General features: G+C 36.9%; 13 protein-coding genes. 2 read left to right on the top strand and 11 right to left on the bottom strand.

Annotation, left to right across the window (positions count from 1 at the left end):
• Positions 1 to 5 precede the first annotated feature (5 nt).
• The 10 genes from leuC to atpD form a co-directional block, all read right to left on the bottom strand.
• Complete coding sequence (gene leuC, locus E0Y80_RS13740) at positions 6 to 1,403, bottom strand: 3-isopropylmalate dehydratase large subunit (RefSeq protein WP_156308240.1); 1,398 nt, start codon at positions 1,401 to 1,403, stop codon at positions 6 to 8.
• 95 nt (positions 1,404 to 1,498) lie between these two features.
• Positions 1,499 to 2,980: a ketol-acid reductoisomerase gene (gene ilvC, locus E0Y80_RS13745; RefSeq protein ID WP_156308241.1), complete on the bottom strand. Its 1,482-nt coding sequence runs from the start codon at positions 2,978 to 2,980 to the stop codon at positions 1,499 to 1,501.
• Between the two features lie 40 nt (positions 2,981 to 3,020).
• The gene (locus E0Y80_RS13750; RefSeq protein ID WP_156308242.1) at positions 3,021 to 3,491 is read right to left on the bottom strand and encodes a DinB family protein; all 471 of its coding nucleotides are present in this window, start codon (positions 3,489 to 3,491) and stop codon (positions 3,021 to 3,023) included.
• 2 nt (positions 3,492 to 3,493) lie between these two features.
• Positions 3,494 to 3,868 (bottom strand): glyoxalase superfamily protein, encoded by a 375-nt coding sequence (locus E0Y80_RS13755; protein WP_156308243.1) that lies wholly within the window; start codon positions 3,866 to 3,868, stop codon positions 3,494 to 3,496.
• Positions 3,869 to 3,878: 10 nt separating this feature from the next.
• Positions 3,879 to 4,469 (bottom strand): acetolactate synthase small subunit, encoded by a 591-nt coding sequence (gene ilvN, locus E0Y80_RS13760; RefSeq protein ID WP_156308244.1) that lies wholly within the window; start codon positions 4,467 to 4,469, stop codon positions 3,879 to 3,881.
• A 2-nt stretch (positions 4,470 to 4,471) separates the two neighbouring features.
• Complete coding sequence (gene ilvB, locus E0Y80_RS13765; RefSeq protein ID WP_156308245.1) at positions 4,472 to 6,214, bottom strand: biosynthetic-type acetolactate synthase large subunit; 1,743 nt, start codon at positions 6,212 to 6,214, stop codon at positions 4,472 to 4,474.
• Positions 6,215 to 6,376: 162 nt separating this feature from the next.
• Positions 6,377 to 8,077, bottom strand: a complete 1,701-nt coding sequence (ilvD, locus tag E0Y80_RS13770) for a dihydroxy-acid dehydratase (RefSeq protein ID WP_156308246.1) — start codon at positions 8,075 to 8,077, stop codon at positions 6,377 to 6,379.
• Entirely contained in the window at positions 8,061 to 8,996 is a 936-nt protein-coding gene (locus tag E0Y80_RS13775; protein ID WP_231596049.1) for a branched-chain amino acid transaminase, read from the bottom strand. The genes ilvD and E0Y80_RS13775 overlap by 17 nt, the downstream gene beginning before the upstream one ends.
• A gap of 321 nt (positions 8,997 to 9,317) precedes the next feature.
• Positions 9,318 to 9,566, bottom strand: a complete 249-nt coding sequence (gene atpC, locus E0Y80_RS13780) for an ATP synthase F1 subunit epsilon (RefSeq protein ID WP_156308247.1) — start codon at positions 9,564 to 9,566, stop codon at positions 9,318 to 9,320.
• A gap of 64 nt (positions 9,567 to 9,630) precedes the next feature.
• A complete protein-coding gene (atpD, locus tag E0Y80_RS13785) occupies positions 9,631 to 11,133 on the bottom strand; it encodes a F0F1 ATP synthase subunit beta (protein WP_156308248.1) in 1,503 nt (500 codons plus the stop codon).
• A gap of 369 nt (positions 11,134 to 11,502) precedes the next feature.
• Between atpD and E0Y80_RS13790 the strand changes: the two genes are divergently transcribed.
• Positions 11,503 to 13,125: a M14 family zinc carboxypeptidase gene (locus E0Y80_RS13790; protein ID WP_156308249.1), complete on the top strand. Its 1,623-nt coding sequence runs from the start codon at positions 11,503 to 11,505 to the stop codon at positions 13,123 to 13,125.
• Between the two features lie 13 nt (positions 13,126 to 13,138).
• Entirely contained in the window at positions 13,139 to 14,920 is a 1,782-nt protein-coding gene (locus tag E0Y80_RS13795; RefSeq protein ID WP_156308250.1) for a M14 family metallopeptidase, read from the top strand.
• Positions 14,921 to 14,991: 71 nt separating this feature from the next.
• Here the strand turns inward: E0Y80_RS13795 and E0Y80_RS13800 are convergent, their stop codons facing one another.
• On the bottom strand, positions 14,992 to 15,675 hold the full coding sequence (locus tag E0Y80_RS13800; RefSeq protein ID WP_156308251.1) for an ABC transporter ATP-binding protein: 684 nt from the start codon (positions 15,673 to 15,675) through the stop codon (positions 14,992 to 14,994).
• Positions 15,676 to 16,415 lie beyond the last annotated feature (740 nt).

A 16,415-nucleotide genomic window follows, 5' to 3' on the forward strand; every position in this document is an offset into this window, starting at 1 on the left:
ATACTTTATACCAATTCTCTAACGTCCACAATTTTACCAGTTACAGCAGCAGCGGCTGCGGTAAGAGGGCTTACCAGCATGGTACGAGCATTTGGACCTTGTCTACCTTCAAAGTTTCTATTAGAGGTAGAAACGCAGTATTTTCCAGCAGGGATTTTGTCTTCATTCATTCCTAAGCAAGCGGAACAACCGGGTTCGCGTAGCATGAAGCCTGCTTCTTCGAATATTTTGTCGATTCCTTCAAGTTTGGCCTGTGCTTCGACTTGTTTAGATCCTGGCACAATCCATACTTCAACATTCTCTGCTTTGTGTTTTCCTTGAACAAATGCAGCGACTTGGCGCAAATCTTCAATTCGAGAATTCGTACAGCTACCAATAAATACGTAATCTACAGGCTTTCCTATTACTTGTTCGCCATCATCAAAGCCCATATAATTTAAGGCTTTTTGATATGATGGACGTTCATTTTCAGGTTGGGAAACAGTCGTTGGTATAGCTTCAGTGATTCCAATTCCCATTCCTGGGTTTGTACCATAGGTAATCATGGGTTGAATGTCTGCTGCATCAAAAGTTAATACTTCGTCAAATTGAGCATCATCATCAGAAAATAATGTTTTCCAATATGCTAATGATTTATCCCAATCCTCACCTTGAGGAGCAAATTCTCTTCCTTTGATATAATCGAATGTAGTTTGGTCAGGAGCGATTAGACCTCCACGAGCACCCATTTCAATACTCATGTTACAGATAGTCATACGACCTTCCATACTTAATGAACGGATCGCTGATCCAGCATATTCCACAAAATATCCGGTTCCGCCGGCAGCAGATATTTTAGAGATAATGTAAAGGATAATGTCCTTAGCACCCACTCCTTTTCCGAGCTCACCGTTAACTTCGATTTTCATGGTTTTAGGTTTTTGCTGCAATAAACATTGCGTTGCAAATACCTGTTCAACTTGTGAAGTACCAATACCAAAAGCAATAGCGCCAAATGCACCATGTGTTGAAGTATGGCTGTCACCACAGACCATTGTTTTTCCGGGTAATGTGATACCCAATTCAGGTCCGATTACATGGACAATTCCTTGATAAGGATGTCCTAATCCGTACAGCTCAATACCAAATTCTTTACAGTTTTTAGTGAGCATGTCGACTTGGTAACGAGAAAGTTCTTCTTTGATTGGCAAGTGCTGATTTAATGTTGGGACATTATGATCAGCCGTAGCTACAGTTTGATTTGGACGGAATACAGGCAGTCCTCTTTTACGCAGTCCATCGAATGCCTGTGGGGAGGTTACTTCGTGGATTAAGTGGGTGTCGATATATAAAATATCAGGGAACCCTTCTTGACTCTTGACGACGTGTGCATCCCAAATTTTTTCTACTAATGTTTTTCCCATTATACTATTTATCTCTTATTGGTTTGAAATTTTAATAGGGTAAAATTAAAATTTGATAATTTTACCCCTTAAAAACCTATCTAATTTACGAAAAATTAAACAGTTTGGATAGCCTTCATAGCAGTCATCGCCTTACGTAATTTCTTACCAACGATTTCTACTTCATGATTTCTTAAAATTTCATTTACCTGTACTAATTTGATGTTATCAACTGATCCATCTTTACCATCATTGAAGTTTTTACCAACCACATCAGTATCGATTTTTTTCATAAAATCTTTCAATAAAGGTTTACAAGCTTGGTCAAATAAATAACAGCCATATTCTGCTGTATCCGAAATTACACGGTTCATCTCGAATAATTTTTTACGAGCGATTGTATTTGCAATTAAAGGAGTTTCATGCAAAGATTCATAATAAGCGGATTCAGGTTTGATACCAGCCTCTACCATTGTTTCAAATGCTAATTCTACACCAGCTCTCACAAATGCTACCATTAATAAATAGTTGTCAAAATATTCTTGTTCAGAGATTTTAACATCAGCAGCAGGGGTTTTTTCGAATGCAGTTTCACCAGTTTCGGCTCTCCATTTCAATAAATTAGCATCTCCATTTGCCCAATCTGCCATCATTGTCTTGCTGAATTCTCCCGACATGATGTCATCTTGGTGTTTTTGGAATAAAGGACGCATAATATCCTTTAACTCTTCAGATAATTCAAATGCTTTGATTTTTGCGGGGTTACTTAATCTGTCCATCATACCGCTTACTCCACCATGCTTTAAAGCTTCAGTGATAACTTCTACACCATATTGAACTAGTTTAGAAGCATAACCAGCATCGATTCCTTTTTCGACCATTTTATCAAAAGAAAGAATAGATCCAGTTTGCAATAATCCACAAAGGATTGTTTGCTCTCCCATTAAGTCAGATTTAACTTCAGCAACGAAAGAAGATTTCAACACACCGGCACGGTCACCACCAGTTCCAGCACAGTAAGCTTTGGCTTCCGCCCATCCTTTACCTTGAGGGTCATTTTCAGGGTGAACAGCAATTAGAGTAGGTACTCCGAATCCTCTCAAGTATTCAGCACGAACTTCAGAGCCTGGACATTTAGGCGCCACCATGATGACAGTGATGTCTGGACGGATTTGCATGCCTTCTTCCACGATGTTGAATCCGTGTGAATAAGAAAGGGAAGCACCTTGTTTCATCAAAGGCATTACTGCATTGATAACAGATGTATGTTGTTTATCTGGAGTCAAGTTGATTACTAAGTCAGCTGAAGGAATTAATTCTTCATAAGTACCAACTTTAAAGTTATTATCAGTTGCATTTTTCCAAGAGTCTCTTTTTTGTTCAATAGCTTCTTTACGCAATGCATATGATACATCAAGTCCGCTATCTCTCAAGTTTAAACCTTGGTTCAAGCCTTGTGCTCCACAACCTACGATTACGATTTTTTTACCTTTTAAAGCTTCTACGCCTTCATTGAATTCCGATGAATCCATGAATTCTGCAACTCCTAATTGATCTAATTGCTCTCTAAGAGGTAATGTGTTGAAATAATTTGCCATTGTAATACTGATTAAATATTTTTTCGATTAAGGTTTTTTACTATTTATTGTTGATTATTCTTTTTTGTGCGATTGCATAGCCATAATGTAAGTTGTCATGACCTATTGAAGTGATCAAAACCTCTTCAATATTATTAAGAGCAGCGCCATAGGTAGCAGTTTCATAGGGAGTGGTATTTTTAAATACTCCTGCATTGAAATCAGCTTCAATTTCATAGATTGATTTTAGGGCGATCTCTTTAAGTTCGATCACTTCGTCTTGACTCACAAAGTATGTTGGTTTCGTTCCTTTTGCATAAGCCTCCACATGCTTAACCCAGTTTACACCTTCCCGAATACCAGTCCGAGTATAACTTAAGGTTTGTGTGCTCACCACAATGTGTCCGAAATTCCAAATGATATTATTATTGAATCCTGCAGGTATTTCATTTAATTGTTCTAATGAAAGCTCATCGATCAATTTAATGAATGCCTTACGCCCATCGATAATAAATTTAAAGACTTTGTCCATTTTTATTTTGCTTCTTGTAAAGGTTCGTTGAATGAAATTCTATTTCCAAAAGGGTCGATAACCTGAACACAGTGGGTATTATAGAAAGTTTCTTCGTAACCTGGTTTATTATGCTTGTAATTCTTTTGAATTAATTGATGATGATAATCTTTCAATCCGGAGCAATAAACAAATGTTTGTGCGCCCGGAGTTGCATCACCATGATGTTCACTTAGGTGTAAAGTGCATCCATTACGTGAAATTTGCATGTAGATTGGCGTATTTTCCTCAAAAGTATGCTCCCAATCAATTTGAAAGCCAAGCCAGTCGATATAAAACTCGACTGCCTTGGAATAATCAAATATCCTGAATATGGGGATTACCTGTTCTACTTTCACTAATCAAAAATTACATCGTGAATACATCATCTCTCTGATCCAAATATTCGTTTTCAACGATATCTGGTGCAGGTTCATTGATTTCAAATTGTTTCAGTTTCGTATGGAATCCGGCGCTATCTTTAATGATTGCAATTCTGGCTCCACGAACGAACTCAATAAGACTGTATTTTCCTAATTCCTCTGTAAGGCGGTCAATTTCTTCACGATGGCCTGCTGTTTCAAATACGATGTAATCATTACGAATCACAACGACATTAGCTCCATATTGACGTAATAAACGTTCAACCAATACTTTTTCAGCGATCGCTTCTGCAGGGACTTTATACAAAGCTTGTTCCTGCCAAATCAATTCATCATTGGTGTTGAAATATGCTTTCAGCACTTCAACTTGTTTTTCGATTTGACGGCATAATTTGCGAACTACTTCTTCCGATTCTGTAATCAATATCGTAAAACGGTGGATACCATCCACTTCAGATGGAGAAGTATTTAAGCTTTCGATGTTGATCTTACGTCTTGAAAAAATTCCAGATATACGACCTATCATGCCGATAGAGTTTTCTGTATAGATGGTTATTGTATATTCTTGTTTTTCCATGATTACTTCAATCTTATTTCTGACACACTCGTTCCTTGGGCTACCATTGGGAATACATTATTTTCTTTACCCACCATTACTTCAAGTAGATAAGATCCATCATGATCCAGCATAGTTTTTAACGCGTCTTTTAAATCTTTACGTTCTGAGATTTTGTTTCCGTCTATATAATATCCTTTTGCCACAGCAACAAAGTCAGGACTAGTGATATTGACGAAAGAATATCTCCTGTCATGGAATAGCTGTTGCCATTGACGAACCATTCCTAAGAATTCATTGTTTAAGATTAAGATTTTAACCTTAGCACCAAATTGCATAATGGTTCCTAGCTCTTGAATGGTCATTTGAATACCACCATCACCGATAATAGCTACGACATCACGTTCTGGAGCGCCGTACCATGCACCGATTGCTGCAGGTAACCCGAAACCCATTGTACCTAATCCACCTGATGTAACGCTTGATTTAGAAGTATTATATTTTGCATAGCGACAAGCTACCATCTGGTGTTGGCCAACGTCAGTTACAATAACTGCGTCACCACCTGTTAATTCATTCAGAACTTTTATAACCTCACCCATAGTCATTACATCAGAAGTTGGGTTCAACTCGTTATGGATGACTTCCTTAATTTCTTCTTTTTCTAATTCTCTGAATTTATTCAACCAGTCAACATGGTCACCTTTGTTGATTAATTCAGTCAATAATGGTAAAGTTTCTTTACAATCTCCCCATACTGGAACGTGAGCTTTTACGTTTTTGTCAATTTCCGCAGGGTCAATATCTAAATGAATAACCTTAGCTTGCTTCGCATATTTGTCTAGTCTTCCTGTTACGCGGTCGTCAAAACGCATTCCAATAGCGATCAGTACATCACATTCATTGGTCATTACGTTTGGAGCATAATTACCGTGCATACCTAACATTCCAACATGTAATGGATGGTCTGTTTCCAAGGCACTTAATCCCATTACCGTAGCAGCAGAAGGAATTCCCGCTTTTTCAATAAATGTTTTAAATTCTTGCTCTGCTTTACCTAGAATGATTCCCTGTCCAAATAATATAAAAGGTTTTTTTGCTTCATTGATAACTTTAGCGGCCTCTTCAACATATTCTTTACGAACAATAGGGGCAGGACGATAACTACGTACGTGGTTACATTCTTCATATCCTAAATAATCGAATAATTGAAGTTGGGCATTTTTAGTAATATCAATCAATACGGGACCTGGTCTTCCAGTTTTTGCAATATAAAAAGCTTTAGCTAGTACACTTGGAATTTCATTGGCATCAGTAACCTGATAGTTCCATTTTGTGACAGGAGTTGTAATATTGATTACATCAGTCTCTTGGAAGGCATCAGTACCGAGTAAGGAAGCAAATACTTGTCCAGTAATACAGACGATAGGGTTACTATCAATCATGGCGTCGGCCAAACCTGTGACCAGATTTGTTGCACCTGGACCGCTAGTTGCGAAAGCTACACCCACACGTCCTGATGTACGTGCGTAACCTTGTGCTGCATGAATTCCTCCTTGTTCGTGACGGACTAAAATATGCTTCAATTGATCTGTATAATCATACAATGCATCATAAATTGGCATAATAGCACCCCCTGGATACCCGAATACGGTATCCACTCCTTCGTGGATCAAGGCCTCCATAACCGCTTGAGATCCGCTTATCTGCGTACCTGCCGCTTGTTTAGTGGCTACCTTAGTTTCCGTTTTTTCAAGTGTACTCATCTTAAAGTATTTAGTATGAAGTATTAAGTATTTAGACCTCAGAGGTCTGAATTGTATTCTTTATTTTATTTCAATTTTTTGTCTAATAGTAGTAACTCGTGATTTCCCTAGTATCAATAATTTAATATCTAACTACTAAATACTAATTACTAACTACTATTCTTACAAATCAGTTACACAACCTTGTGATGCGTTTGCCACTGATTTGGCGTATTTGTAAAGGACTCCTTTGCTGACCTTTAAGGCAGGTTGTGTCCAAGCTGATTTCCGGTTGTTGATTTCCTCTTCGGAAACTTTTAAGTTGATAGTATTGTTTACTGCATCTATTTCGATGATATCATCATCTTGTACGAGGCCGATCAGACCACCTTCATAAGCTTCCGGAGTAATGTGACCTACAACGAATCCATGTGTACCTCCAGAAAAACGTCCGTCAGTGATTAATGCTACGGAAGTACCTAAGCCGGCACCAATAATTAAGGAAGTTGGTTTCAACATTTCTGGCATACCAGGAGCACCCTTAGGGCCTTCATTTTTGATAACTATAACATCACCTTTTTTAATCCTTCCGGTTTCAAGACCTTTAACTAAATCATGTTCTCCGTCAAAAACTCGAGCAGGACCAGTAAATTTCTCGCCTTCTTTGCCGGAAATTTTCGCTACTGAACCTTGTTCAGCTAAGTTTCCATAAAGGATCTGTAAGTGACCAGTAGCTTTGATAGGGTCATTTAATTTATGGATGATAGGTTGGTTGTAATCTATGATAGATTTAACATCCTTTAAATTTTCTGCGACGGTTTTACCTGTAACGGTTAAACAGTCTCCATGTAATAATCCTTCATCCAATAGATATTTCATAACAGCAGGAATACCGCCATACTGATGAAGATCTTGCATTAAGAATTTTCCAGAAGGTTTAAAATCTGCCAAAACTGGAGTTTCATCCGACATACGTTGGAAATCATCCGGTGTAACATCCACATCAACGGATTTACCCATTGCGATAAAATGTAGGACTGCATTAGTTGATCCTCCCAAGATTACGATAATACGCATTGCATTTTCAAATGCTTTACGAGTCATAATATCAGAAGGTTTGATGTCATTTTCAAGAAGTATACGCATATATTTACCTACTTCTAGACATTCTTCTTGTTTTTCTTTAGAAATTGCAGGATTAGATGATGAATAAGGTAAGCTCATTCCCATAGCCTCGATGGCAGATGCCATTGTATTGGCAGTATACATTCCTCCACAAGCACCAGCACCTGGACAAGTATGACGGATTACGCCATCATAATCCTCGTCAGAGATTGTGCCTGCGATTTTTTTTCCTAGAGCTTCGAAAGCGGAAACAATATTTAATTCTTCACCTTTATAATGACCAGGAGCAATAGTTCCACCATAGACCATAATTGCGGGCCTATTTAATCTTCCCATAGCCATAATTGCTCCAGGCATGTTTTTATCACATCCAGGGATTGCAACTACACCATCATAATATTGACCACCACAGATTGTTTCGATACTATCAGCAATTACATCACGAGATACTAATGAATATCTCATACCATCTGTACCATTACTCATTCCGTCAGAGACGCCAATAGTTCCAAAAGTCAAGCCGACAAGGTCATTGTTCCAAATACCTTTTTTGACTACTTGTGCTAAGTCGTTTAGGTGCATGTTACATGTATTACCATCGTAGCCCATGCTAGCGATTCCTACTTGTGCCTTTTCCATATCTGCATCAGTAAGGCCAATACCATAAAGCATGGCTTTCGCAGCAGGTTGAGTTTCATCTTGTGTAAAGATGCGGCTGTACTTGTTGATTCCCTTTTGGTTATCAGATGATGACTTCATAATTCTCTTGCTCTAATACTAAGTTTTTATATTTTCTTTGGATAGATGCGCCGATACTATCTTCCCATTCTTCAGAGAAAATGATATCGTCAACTTGTTTTATTCCTATAATTCCGGCAGCAGTTCCACTTAAAAAGGCGCTATCGGCATTGTATATATCTTTGATTGTGATTCTTTTTTCGATTATATCGAAGTTCAAACTTTTGCAGATATCAATAACTGTTTCTCTGGTGATACCAGGGAAAATGTTTCCCAGAGGTGAGGTGTAGATCTTAAAATCTTTTTCAATGAATAAGTTTTCGCTAGAAGCTTGAGCAACGAATCCATCTTGATCCAATAATAAAGCCTCATCGAATCCTTTTTGAATTGCATCGCTAGTTGCCAATATCGAATTAATATATTGTCCAGAAACTTTAGCATCAATAGGGAAGGACTTTGGATTAGGACGTTCTATTCTAGATATATTTACCTTCAACAAATTTTGGCCTAAATAAGGTCCCCATTCCCAGGCTGCAATCATGATATTAGCGGTATCAGAAGCCGTCAAATGCATATTTGAACCCGAATAAATCAAAGGACGGATATAAGCTGAACGAAGATTGTTAATTTCAAGCAATTCATACGCTTTTTCAATTAATACCCTGTTGTCCCATTGATAAGGCAAACCTATAGCTTTACAAGAGTGTTTTAAACGTTCGAAGTGTTCCTCGGCTTTAAAGATCCTAGTTCCATTATGCGTACTATAAGCACGTAATCCTTCAAATGCACCATAACCATAATGCAATGATTGCCCGAACATATCTACTCCTGCGTTGCTGGCCTTCACAAACTCTCCATTTAAATAGATTAGTGTGTCTTGATTATAATACTTCATGCTGCCCTTAGAAATTGATGTAATACTCCCTCGAAAAAATTCCATATAGGAATTCCTTTTTTCTGTTTTGTTAAGTTACTTCGAATTAAAATTCTTTACAATAGTCTAACAATTTTTTTTGATAAAGTTTTTTATTTCAAAAAAACTAATTTTAAAAAATTATATTTTACAAAATTATTATTTGCTGATGTAAAATACTGTAGTCTGTAGACTAAAATTAAAATTGGTATATTTTTACTTTTTTCAATTTTTTCACAAAGACGCTAAAATTCTTCCTAAAAAGGAGTTGAGTTGTAAAATAGTTGAAAAAAATAGCCCTTAAAACTTGAAGTTCTAAGGGCTACATTATCGTAATATTTTATCTATCTATTCTTCCGCAATTCCTTCTGCTAAAACGATGATATTGTTGTCCTTTACTTCTACGACACCACCTTTAATAATAATGACTTGTTCGTCATTATTATTTTTGATAATGACTTTACCATCTTCTAGCGTAGACACAATAGCTGCGTGATCTTTCAAAATTTGGAAAGAACCTGCTGAACCAGGTACAGTAACGGCAGTTACATTACCTTCGAAAGCTAATTTGTCTGGAGTTATGATTGTTAATTTCATTTTTTTATAGATGTTAGACCTGTGACAATAGAATACAAGAGTCTTTTAATCACTTAGTCTATACTTATACTGCTTCTGCTAATAGTTTTTTACCTTTCTCGATAGCGTCTTCGATAGAACCTACCAAGTTGAAAGATGCTTCAGGATACTCATCAACTTCACCATCAATAATCATGTTGAAACCTTTGATTGTATCTTTGATATCTACTAAACATCCTTTTAAACCAGTAAATTGTTCAGCTACGTGGAATGGTTGAGATAAGAAACGTTGCACACGACGAGCGCGGTGAACAGTTAATTTATCTTCTTCAGATAATTCGTCCATACCAAGAATGGCAATAATATCTTGCAATTCTTTATAACGTTGAAGAATTTCTTTTACTCTTTGAGCTGTATTATAGTGTTCATCACCCAAAACTGTTGGAGAAAGGATACGGGAAGTAGAATCCAAAGGATCTACCGCCGGGTAAATACCAAGCTCAGAGATTTTACGTGATAATACTGTTGTAGCATCTAAGTGGGCGAAAGTTGTTGCCGGTGCAGGGTCAGTTAAGTCATCGGCAGGTACGTATACCGCTTGAACAGAAGTAATAGATCCGTTTTTAGTTGAAGTAATACGTTCTTGCATTAAACCCATTTCCGTTGCAAGAGTAGGTTGGTAACCAACCGCAGAAGGCATACGGCCTAAAAGAGCTGATACTTCAGAACCTGCTTGCGTAAAACGGAAGATATTATCGATAAAGAATAAGATATCGCGACCTTGACCTTCACCATCACCATCACGGAAATATTCTGCGATAGTTAAACCTGATAAAGCAACGCGCGCACGCGCACCTGGAGGCTCATTCATCTGACCAAACACGAATGTACATTTAGATTCTTTCATTAATTCTAAATCTACAGTTTCTAAAGGCCATTGACCTTTTTCCATTTCTTCCATGAAAGTGTCACCATATTTAATAATGCCAGATTCTAACATCTCACGAAGTAAGTCATTACCTTCACGAGTACGCTCACCAACACCAGCAAATACAGAAAGACCACCGTGACCTTTAGCAATATTGTTGATTAATTCCTGAATTAATACAGTTTTACCTACACCAGCACCACCGAACAATCCGATTTTACCACCTTTAGCGTAAGGCTCTAATAAATCGATAACTTTGATACCAGTAAATAAAACTTCAGTTTCAGTCGATAAATCTTCAAACCTAGGAGGTACGTTGTGAATAGGACGACCATTATCTTTGTTTAAAGCCTGAATACCATCAATTGGATCACCAACAACGTTAAATACACGACCTTTGATTTCTTCGCCAATCGGCATTTTGATTGGAGCGCCAGTATCAACTACTTTCATACCACGAATTAAACCTTCGGTAGCATCCATTGCAATCGTACGAACACGTTCCTCACCTAAGTGCTGTTGAACCTCTAATATAATGCGTTGTCCATTGTCTTTTTCAATGTACAAGGCATCATAAATCTTAGGAAGATTTTCATTGTCGGCAAAGTTGACGTCAACTACTGGGCCGATAATCTGCGCTATTTTACCAATATTGGGCATATTATAGGGACTAAAATTTATTAATCAATTTAAATACAGCTTGTTTTCAATCCTGTATTTTGGAATGCAAAAATAAGTTTTATCTTATTAAAACCAAAAGGGATATGCTTATTTTTTCACAATTCTTTTTATCCGGTTAAAATCTTATCTAAAACAGTCTTTAATTATCCGTAAATGAAGCATTTGACCTTAATTTAAGGATTGTCAATCTTTCCACAATTTCATTCCTGTAACGGAAACATTAAAATTAGGCTGATATTTTACATATTCAACAGATTTTGCTAGGGTATAACAAATATATTACTTGGCCTTGTACTTTATAATGTTCGGTTAAATCATTAGTTTCGTGACAAACTAATACCTAATTATATGAAATACTGGATCATTGTGCTGCTTTCCTGTGGCATGCCGTTTTTTGCCAATGCTCAATGGGATTATCCTAATTATGAGATGTTGAAAAAACAAATTCAAGATGTATCTTCTAATAAACTTATCGAACGGACCTCCATAGGGAAATCGGTTGGAGGAGAAGATATTCCATTAATTAAAATCCAAAATGGAAAAGTATCAAAACCAACTTTGCTCATAGTGGCAGGAGTTGATGGAAAGCATCCTGCTGGAGTGATCAATTCTATGAATGTTGCAAAACAGATTCTGGAATTACCCTCCGCTCAATTAAATGAGCTATTAACATCAAAATCCATTTGGATCGTACCTGTTCTCAATGTAGATGCTTATAAAAGAAATTCGACAGGCCTTTCCTGGACTTCTGGAAATTCAAGAGTCATTGATAACGACCGCGACGGAAGAATTGATGAAGATCCCGATTCGGACTTAAATAATGATGGCGTGATTTCACAGATGAGAATTAAAACTCCTGCTGGACCATATACAATACATCCTTCAAATTCTGATTTTCTAATTCTCGCTGAAAGGAATAAAGGTGAATCAGGATCATATGAGTTATATAAGGAGGGGAAAGATGTTGATCAGGACGGATTAATTTCTGAGGACGGGAATTCAGGTGTTAATTTAGATAAGAATTTCACCTATGATTATCCATTTTTTGAACCTGAGACTGGGGATTATGCGGCATCAGAACCAGAAACTAGAGCATTGATTGATCTGATTTTTGACAACCCGCAGATTGCAGCGGTTTTGCACTTTGGATTGCAGAACAATCTTTCTGTTGCCGAGCAATTTGATCAAAGAAAAGCAAGCGAAAGAATTCAAAAATCATGGACAAATGCTGATTCACAGGTTTCAGCTTTTGTAAGTAAGATATATAACGATGCAGTAAAGCCATTAGGTGATGCTCCAAAACTTATGCACGGAAAAGGAAATCTAACATCTACAGTTTACTACCATACCGGTAAATTTAGTTTTGCTACACCATCTTGGTGGGTTCCTTCAACCACAGATAGCACCAAAAATAGTGGTGCAAAAGGTGCAGCAGGAAAAGATGGGGATCGTTTTGTGAACTGGGTGAAGAGTCAAAATATTCAAGGAGCGATTTTACCTTGGAAAAAAGTCAACCATCCTGATTTCCCAAATCAAGAAGTTGAGATAGGAGGATTGGTTGAAAGGTTTGAGCACAACCCTCCAATATCGCAGCTTGAGGCATCTTCAAAACTGCATACAGATTTTGTCGTTCAATTAGCACAATCGTTAGCCACTTTGGAATTTTCTAACCCGAAGGTTACCAATTTAGGCGATGATATTTATCGTATTGAAGTTAAAGTGTTCAATACAGGATCTATGCCGGTTTATCCTGAAATTGCAGATAAGATTAAACATGTGTCCAAGATGAAATCTATAATTGAATTACAAAAGGGTCAATCCTTCCTAAGTGGGAAACGTTTGCAACTATATCCAACACTTCAGGCGGGAGGTTCAAATACCTTCTCATGGTTGATAAAAGGGAAAGGGAAGGTTCAATTAACTGTAGGCTGTCCTACTGCTGGAGAAAAGACATTGGATATTAACCTATAAAAATTGCTAAGAAATGAGATTAACCTATAAAATATTATCGCTTGCCTTAGCACTTAGTGTTACGGCAGCATTTGGACAAAAGAAAAATGAGGAAGTGAGCAAGGAGATCGCCGGATTGCGTGCAGTAGGTTCTCCATCAAATCCAAAGGTGCAAATGAACTGGAGTCGTTACCATGATTTAAAACAGATGGAACAATTCTATATAGACCTTCAGAAAGCCTATCCAGATCTTGTTAAATATGAGTCAATTGGAAAGAGTTATGAGGGTAGAGATATTTATGTGCTAACAGTAACGAACTTTAAGGAAGGGAAGGCAGATCGTAAACCTGCCATGTGGATTGATGGAAACATTCATGCAAATGAATTACAGGGCTCAGAGATTTCAATGTATACGGCCTGGTACCTTGTAGAAAACTTTAATACTGTACCCTTTATTAAGGAGTTATTGAAGGATAAAGTTTTTTACATAGCACCAACGATCAATCCTGACTCAAGAGAGTACTTTATTTATAATCCGAATACCATGCATTCGTCAAGAACCGGTCGTAGACCATTTGACAATGATGGGGATGGGTTAGTAGCGGAAGATTTATATGATGATTTAGATGGAGATGGTGAAATTGTTATGATGCGTCGCAAGTCTAAGACAGGTAGGTACAAGGTCGATCCTGAAAATCCTAATCGGATGTTGATGGTAAAACCGGGTGAGGTTGGTGAATATGAGATGTTGGGCTTTGAGGGTATTGACAATGATGGAGATGGGTTAGTGAATGAGGATATTACAGGTACTTATGACCCGAATCGGGATTGGGGATGGAATTGGCAACCAAATTACGTTCAAGGAGGAGCATTATATTATCCTGGGACTTTACCCGAAACTCAAGCTGTAAAGAAATTCATTTATTCACACCCTAACATAGCAGGAGCACAGTCTTACCACAATTATGGAGGAATGATTTTACGAGGTCCCGGAGCAGCTGATGATGAGAGGTTTTATTCTAGAAAAGATGTTCAGGTATATGATGCATTAGGGAAAACAGGTGAAAAGATGCTTCCAGGATATGACTATATTGTTATTCACAAGGATCTTTATACTGTATTTGGTGGTGAGATAGACTTCTTAGCTTTAACACGGGGCATTTTTACATTTTCGAACGAGTTGATGACGACCTATAAATTATTCAATGAAAAATCAGACGGCGGATTAAGAAATAGTGATGAATACTATGAATTTGATAAGTTGTTAATGTTTGGAGATGCTTATGTTCCATGGAAAGAATTTGATCATCCACAATATGGAAAGATCGAAATTGGGGGTGCGAAGAAGAACTACACCCGCAATCATCCAGGATTTTTATTAATGGAAGATGCTCATAGAAATGCCGCATTTACGATTTATCATGCCTATCATATGCCAAAATTAGAGGTTATGGAGTCAAGTATTAAACCATTGGGAGGAAATCTGTATGAGGTTAATGCTACGATTTGGAATACCCGGATTGTCCCGACTCATTCAGACCATGATGTAAAGAATAAGATTGAACGTCCAAACCACATCCGATTAGAAGGAGCTCAAGTAGTAACGGGAATGCAGGTTATCAATAGTGATTTCAATGAAACATTGGAACAGAAATATCAACCACAGCAGATTGAAGTTCCTACAATTGATGGGATGAGTGCAGTTAAAGTAAGGTGGATTGTAAAAGGGAATCCGAATGCTGCAAAAGTGGTGATCGATAGCCCTAAAGGAGGTTATTTGGAATATAACCTGAAGGACTCTTCAAATAAGTCCTAATTAAATTGAACAATTAAAAGTGCTGAATACCTTTAAGCAGCAATCTTCGGGTTGCTGCTTTTTTTATCTAGCTAGTAGTCTATAATCAATTTTTCCAGGTCCCTGAACAAAACTTTTTCCTTCATTTCATCTTCTAATTGATGAAAGTTTTCCTTTTCAAAAGGATTTGATAATGTTCCGTTCTCAATTTTATAAATATAATCACAAGTGTCTTTTAGCGTAGAAAAAATATGGGAAGATATTATTATTGTCTTATTAAGGGCTTTAAGTCTATGTATGATTGCAGTCAAAATAATGGAACTTTCCAAGTCAATTCCATTATATGGTTCGTCAAAGATGAAGTACTCATTGTTCTGTAGCAAAACCGCGGTAATAGCAAGTTTTTTTTTCATGCCGGTGGAATAGTTAGAAACGAATTCTTTTAGAGGAAGTTGAAATATATTCCTTTCTGCTAGGTTTTTTAAAGTTATTCTTCTAGAATCAGTAAGGAGATAAATATATTCTTCGGCCGTTAATTTCGGAATAAAATATGGTTCGGAAGTTAATAATCCCAAATGGTTTTTTAGAGGTTTATGTTCGGAGGTGATTTTTCCTTCATAGTCTTCAAGATCTGCGATACAACGAAATAAGGTTGTTTTACCAGCTCCATTTTCTCCCACAAAACCATAGGTTTTTCCAGGCAGGAGAGATGCATTGACCTTATTTAATACTTGCTTTGGACCAAAGGATTTTGATAAATTATTTATTTCAATCATAGCAGTTTTTTAAGGTTTTGAATTGACTTATAATAATAATAAGGAATTATTGCCAGGATTAGTGGATAAAACATCAAGCATAAACCCATAATAAATCCTTCTGTAATGTTTATTTTTCTTGGGAATACAGCATATTTTAAAGTGATAACAAATGGAATAATAAGCATGCCCATTCCCCACAATAAAACCGGTTTGAAAAAATCTTCAGGGAAAAAGGCAAATTGAAGAATTAGAATTGGCAGAATTAATAGGGTTAATTGTAATATTCCTCTGTAGATTTTAAACCATAGAAACTGAGATGGACTTCTGGTCTGATTCCACATTATTATCGGGTCCTCAGGGTTTTGATAATAGGAGCAACTGGTCAAACAGATGCAGAACATGGAAAAAAGGGATAAGTTTTCATTTGAATATAGAATTCCAATGATGCTAAATGTATACAGCAACAATATTAATAACCAAGTCTTTCGGAATCCAACAATAAATTCAAATGGTTTTCTAGAAAAAGGAGTTAAAATTGGTCGGCTCCAGAAATTATTGGTTGAAATAAATACAAATAGAATACAGATTACCATCAAAATTATGCATAATTCAGCATGATTACTGAATAAGAGAATAATAATGGATCATGTACAAAAGTTGTGGAGGGGATAAAAAATAATTAGATATTTGTGCTTTGAACTTATATAGAGATGCACGATTCATTTAAAGCTTTAATGCCGCTTATCATTCCTGAAGGA

This window comes from Sphingobacterium endophyticum (assembly GCF_009733535.1).
In the GTDB taxonomy this organism is placed as follows: domain Bacteria; phylum Bacteroidota; class Bacteroidia; order Sphingobacteriales; family Sphingobacteriaceae; genus Sphingobacterium; species Sphingobacterium endophyticum.